This is a genomic window from Streptomyces sp. CNZ287, assembly GCF_007827615.1.
In genome coordinates this window covers 1-5,011 of record NZ_VISV01000044.1, presented here as the reverse complement: position 1 = coordinate 5,011, position 5,011 = coordinate 1, and the positions used below count along the sequence as shown (strand labels likewise).

Sequence of the window (5,011 nt, the reverse complement as noted above, 5' to 3'; positions counted from 1 at the left end):
CGCCCACCACCACCCGATCGACCTCAGCCCGCTCCTGCCCGGCGCCGAGGACTCCACCGAGCTGCTGCCCGAGCTGCCCACCTACCCCTTCCAGCGCGAGAGCTACTGGATCCAGACCTCGGCGCAGCTCACCAGCGCCGGCGACCTCGGCCAGATCAGCAGCGCCCACGCGCTCCTCAGTGCGGCCGTGCAGCTCGCCGACGGCGGCGAGGACTCGGCCGCCGGCGCGGAAGGCTCGTACGCCACCATCGTGTTCACCGGCCGGGTCGGTCTGAGCACCCACCCCTGGCTCGCCGACCACGCGGTCGCCGGCACCGTGCTGCTCCCCGGCACCGCCCTCGTGGACCTCGCCCTGCACACCGGCGACCACACCGGCGCCACCCACCTCGAAGAACTGACGCTCCAGGCACCGCTGGTGCTGGAGGAGACCGGTACTCGCGACCTCCAGGTCACCGCGAGCCCCGAGGCGGGAGCCGAGAGCGGCGACCCAGGGCGCTGGCAGGTCACCATCCACTCCCGGCCGCACACCGACGACGCCGAGCCCGAGCCCTGGACGTGCCACGCCACCGGCACCCTCACCGCCGAACCGGCCGAGGCACCCGAACCGCTCACGCAGTGGCCCCCCACCGGGGCAGAGCAGCTCGACATCGCGGGCCTCTACGCCCGGATGGCGGCGGCCGGTTACGAGTACGGGCCCGCTTTCCAGGGCGTCACCGCCGCCTGGTCGCACACGGACGGGACCCTCCACGCGGATATCAGCCTCGCCGAGGACGCCGAGACCGCCGGCCACACGATCCACCCGGCCCTGCTCGACGCCACCCTCCACCCGCTCGCCACCCGCACCCTCGGCGACGAGGGCGAGGCGGCACAGGAGTTGCGGCTGCCGTTCGCGTGGAGCGGTGTGTCGGTCCACGCCACCGGCGCCACCCACCTCCGTGCCACCCTATTGCCTACCGGCGAGCACGGCCCCGACCTCGCCCTCCGCGCCTGGGACCCGACCGGCGCGCCCGTCGCCACCATCGCCGCCCTCAACACCCGCCCCGTCGACGCCACCGCCCTGACCAGCGGCGCCCAGGCGGGCGCCGCGACCCGCAACAGCCTCTTCCACCTCGCCTGGAGCCCCACCGCGGCCGCTCCGGTGGAGCAGGTGGATCTCGGCCGGGTGGACGTGTACGTCGCCGCGCCGGCCGCCGAGGACAGTCCCGCGGCGGCCCACGTCGCGACCGAGGCGCTGCTGACCCACGTCCAGAACTGGCTGGCCGACAACGACGAGACCGACCGGCAGCTCGTCGTCCTCACCCACCTGGCCGTCGCCACAGACCCGGCGGAGGACGTCCACCTGGCGCATGCGCCGCTGTGGGGCCTGGTCCGTACCGCGCAGAACGAACAGCCCGACCGTATCCGCCTCATCGACACCGACATCGCGGACATCAATGCCGACGCGGCCGACGTCCCGTACCTCGCCGAAGCGCTGGCCACCGGCGAACCGCAACTCGCCTTGCGCGACGGGCGACTGCTCACCCCGCGTCTGACGCGGTCCACCGCCACCGACGCCGAGCCCCGGCCCCTCAACCCCGAGGGCACCGTTCTGATCACGGGCGGCACCGGCGGTCTCGCGAGCCTGACGGCACGTCACCTCATCACCGAGCACGGCGTACGCCACCTCCTGCTGGCCTCCCGCAGCGGCCCCGGCCACCCCAACGCCACGGCTCTCCGCGACGAACTCACCGCACTCGGCGCCCAGGTCACCCTCGCGGCCTGCGACGTCACCGACGCCGACGCCGTACGCACCCTCGTCGACTCCGTCGACAAGCAGCACCCCCTCACCGCCGTCATCCACACGGCCGGGGCACTCAACGACGCCACCCTCACCCAACTCACCCCGGAGACGCTGCACTCGGTCCTCGCCCCCAAGGTCGACGCCGCGTACCACCTCCACCAGGCCACCCAGGACCTGGACCTGGCCCATTTCGTCCTCTACTCCTCCGCCGCCGGCACCCTCGGCAACCCCGGCCAGGCCAACTACGCCGCCGCCAACACCTACCTCGACGCCCTCGCCCACCACCGCAACCGGCAGGGCCTCCCCACCACCAGCCTCGCCTGGGGCTACTGGAAGCACACCACCGGCCTCACCGGCCACCTCAGCGACAACGAGGTCCGCAACGTCACCCACGGCACCACCCCGCTCGACACCGACCACGCCCTCCACCTCCTCGACACCGCGCTCACCACCCCCCAGCCCCACCACCTCTGCCTCCCGGTGACCCCGTCCGCCCTCCGCACCCCCGACCGGCTCCCGGTCCTCTTCCGCGGCCTGGCCGTCCGGCAGAGCCGGCGCACCGCCGCCTCCTCGGCCGCGGCCGACGGCAACGCGCTCGTGGAACAGCTCGCCGCGCTCGCCGAGCCGGAGCGGCAGCACAAGGTCGTCCTCGACATCGTCCGCAGCAACATCGCCGCGGTCCTCGGCCACGGCACCGGGGAGACGATCGACCCGCACCGCCCGTTCAAGGAGCTGGGCTTCGACTCCCTCACCGCCGTCCAGCTCCGTAACCAGCTCACCACCACCACGGCACTGCGCCTCCCCGCAACCCTGATCTTCGACCACCCCACCCCCGACGCCCTCACGCGTCACCTCCTCGGCCGGCTCCTCGACACATCGCCCGCCACGCCCCGCGCGCTCGCCACCCGCACCGTCACCGACGACGACCCCATCGCGATCGTCTCGATGGCCTGCCGGTACCCGGGCGAGGTCCGCTCCGCGGACGACCTGTGGCGGTTGGTGGCCGAGGGCAGGGACGCGGTCTCGGAGTTCCCCGTCAACCGTGGCTGGGACCTCGACAACCTCTACGACCCGGACCCGGACGCGACGGGCAGGACGTACACGCGCCACGGCGCCTTCCTGCACGACGCGGACAGGTTCGACGCGGACTTCTTCCACATGAACCCGCGCGAGGCCCTGGCCACCGATCCCCAGCAACGGCTGCTGCTGGAGACCGCCTGGGAAGCGTTCGAGCAGGCGGGCATCGACCCCACGAGCCTGCGGGACAGCAACACCGGCGTCTTCACCGGCGTCATCTACGCCGACTACGGCCCGCGTCTGATGCACCGGACCCCCGAGGGCTTCGAGGGCTATCTCGGCAACGGCAGCGCGGCGAGCGTGGCTTCGGGGCGGGTGGCGTACACCTTCGGTCTCGAAGGCCCGGCCATGACTATCGACACCGCCTGCTCGTCGTCCCTGGTGGGCATGCACCTCGCCGCGCAGGCACTGCGCAACGGCGAGTGCGATCTCGCCCTCGCCGGCGGCGTCACCGTGATGTCCACGCCCTCCGCGTTCCTGGAGTTCTCCCGCCAGCGCGGCCTGGCCGCCGACGGCCGCTGCAAGCCCTTCGCCGACGCCGCCGACGGCACCGGCTGGGGCGAGGGCGCGGGCCTCGTCCTCCTGGAGCGCCTGTCCGACGCCCAGCGCAACGGGCACCAGGTGCTCGCCGTCCTGCGCGGCTCGGCCGTCAACCAGGACGGCGCCTCCAACGGCCTCACCGCACCCAACGGCCCGTCGCAGCAGCGTGTCATCGAACAAGCGCTGGCCAACGCCGGGCTGAGTGCGGGTCAGGTCGACGCCGTGGAGGCGCACGGTACGGGTACGACGCTGGGCGACCCGATCGAGGCGCAGGCGCTCCTCGCCACGTACGGCCAGGCACACAGCGAGGAACGCCCGCTGTGGCTGGGCTCCATCAAGTCGAACATCGGCCACACGCAGGCCGCGGCCGGTGTCGCGGGTGTCATCAAGATGGTCGAGGCCCTCCGCCACGGGCACCTCCCGCAGACCCTGCACGTGGACGAGCCCTCCAGCCACGTGGACTGGGACACCGGCCACGTCGCCGTCCTCAACGAGGCGCGGCCCTGGCCGGAGACGGGTGAGCCGCGGCGCGCGGCGGTCTCGTCGTTCGGGATCAGCGGCACCAACGCGCACGTGATCCTGGAGGCCGGCCCGGCGCAGCCCTCCGCGGCGAAGCCGGAGCCGAGCGCCGAGGCGGCAGAGCCGACGCCGGTGCCTGTGGTCGTCTCGGCCCGTACGGCGGCCGCGCTCGCGCAGTCGGCCGAGCGGCTGGCGGCGTATGTCGAGGAGCATCCCCAGGTCGAGGCCGGCGCGTTGGCGGCAGGGCTGTGGTCGGGGCGGGCGAAGCTGGAACACCGCGCGGGCGTCGTCACCGCCGACCGCACCGAACTCCACGAAGCCCTCACCGCCCTGGCCACCGGCGCCACGCATCCGGCACTGGTCACCGGCCCCGGCCCCGTCGAGACCGGCGGCCGGCTGGCCGTGATGTTCTCCGGGCAGGGCAGCCAGCGCCCCGGCATGGGCCGCGAGCTGTACAAGACCTTCCCTGCCTACGCCAAGGCCCTGGACGAGGTCTGCGCGGCGCTCGACGAGCACCTGGGGACCGGGACGCCGCTGCGCGAGGTGATGTTCGCCGAGGAGGACAGCGAGCCGGCGGAGCTGCTGGAAACCACGCTCTACACCCAGCCCGCTCTCTTCGCCCACCACGTGGCCGGCTACCGCCTGCTCCAGACCACCGGCGTGCAGCCCACCGCGCTCATCGGCCACTCCATCGGCGAACTCTCCGCCGCCCACCTCACCGGCACCCTGCCCCTCGCCGCCGCCGCCGACATGGTCGCGACGCGAGCGAAGCTGCTCCACAGCCTGCCCGAGGGCACCGGCATGCTCGCCGTGCAGTCCGCACCCGAGCCCCTGGGCGCGTACCTGGACCGGCACGCAGGGGTGGAGATCGCGGCGTACAACTCCGAGGTCTCCACCGCCCTCGCCGGGCCCCTCGACGCGCTGGAGGAACTCGCCGCGGAGCTGACCGAGGCCGGTATCCGAACCAAGGCGCTCAAGGTCGCGCACGCCTTCCACACCGCCCACACCGAACCGATCCTCGACACCTTCACCGACCACCTGACAGACCTCTTCACCCACCACACCCTCGGCGACGCCGACATCCCCGTCATCTCC

Annotated in this window: 1 protein-coding gene; it reads left to right on the top strand. The window is 73.2% G+C overall.

The features are described from left to right. The coding region (locus FB457_RS34980) for a type I polyketide synthase (protein ID WP_145784704.1) at positions 1 to 5,011 on the top strand (5,011 nt) is incomplete at both ends.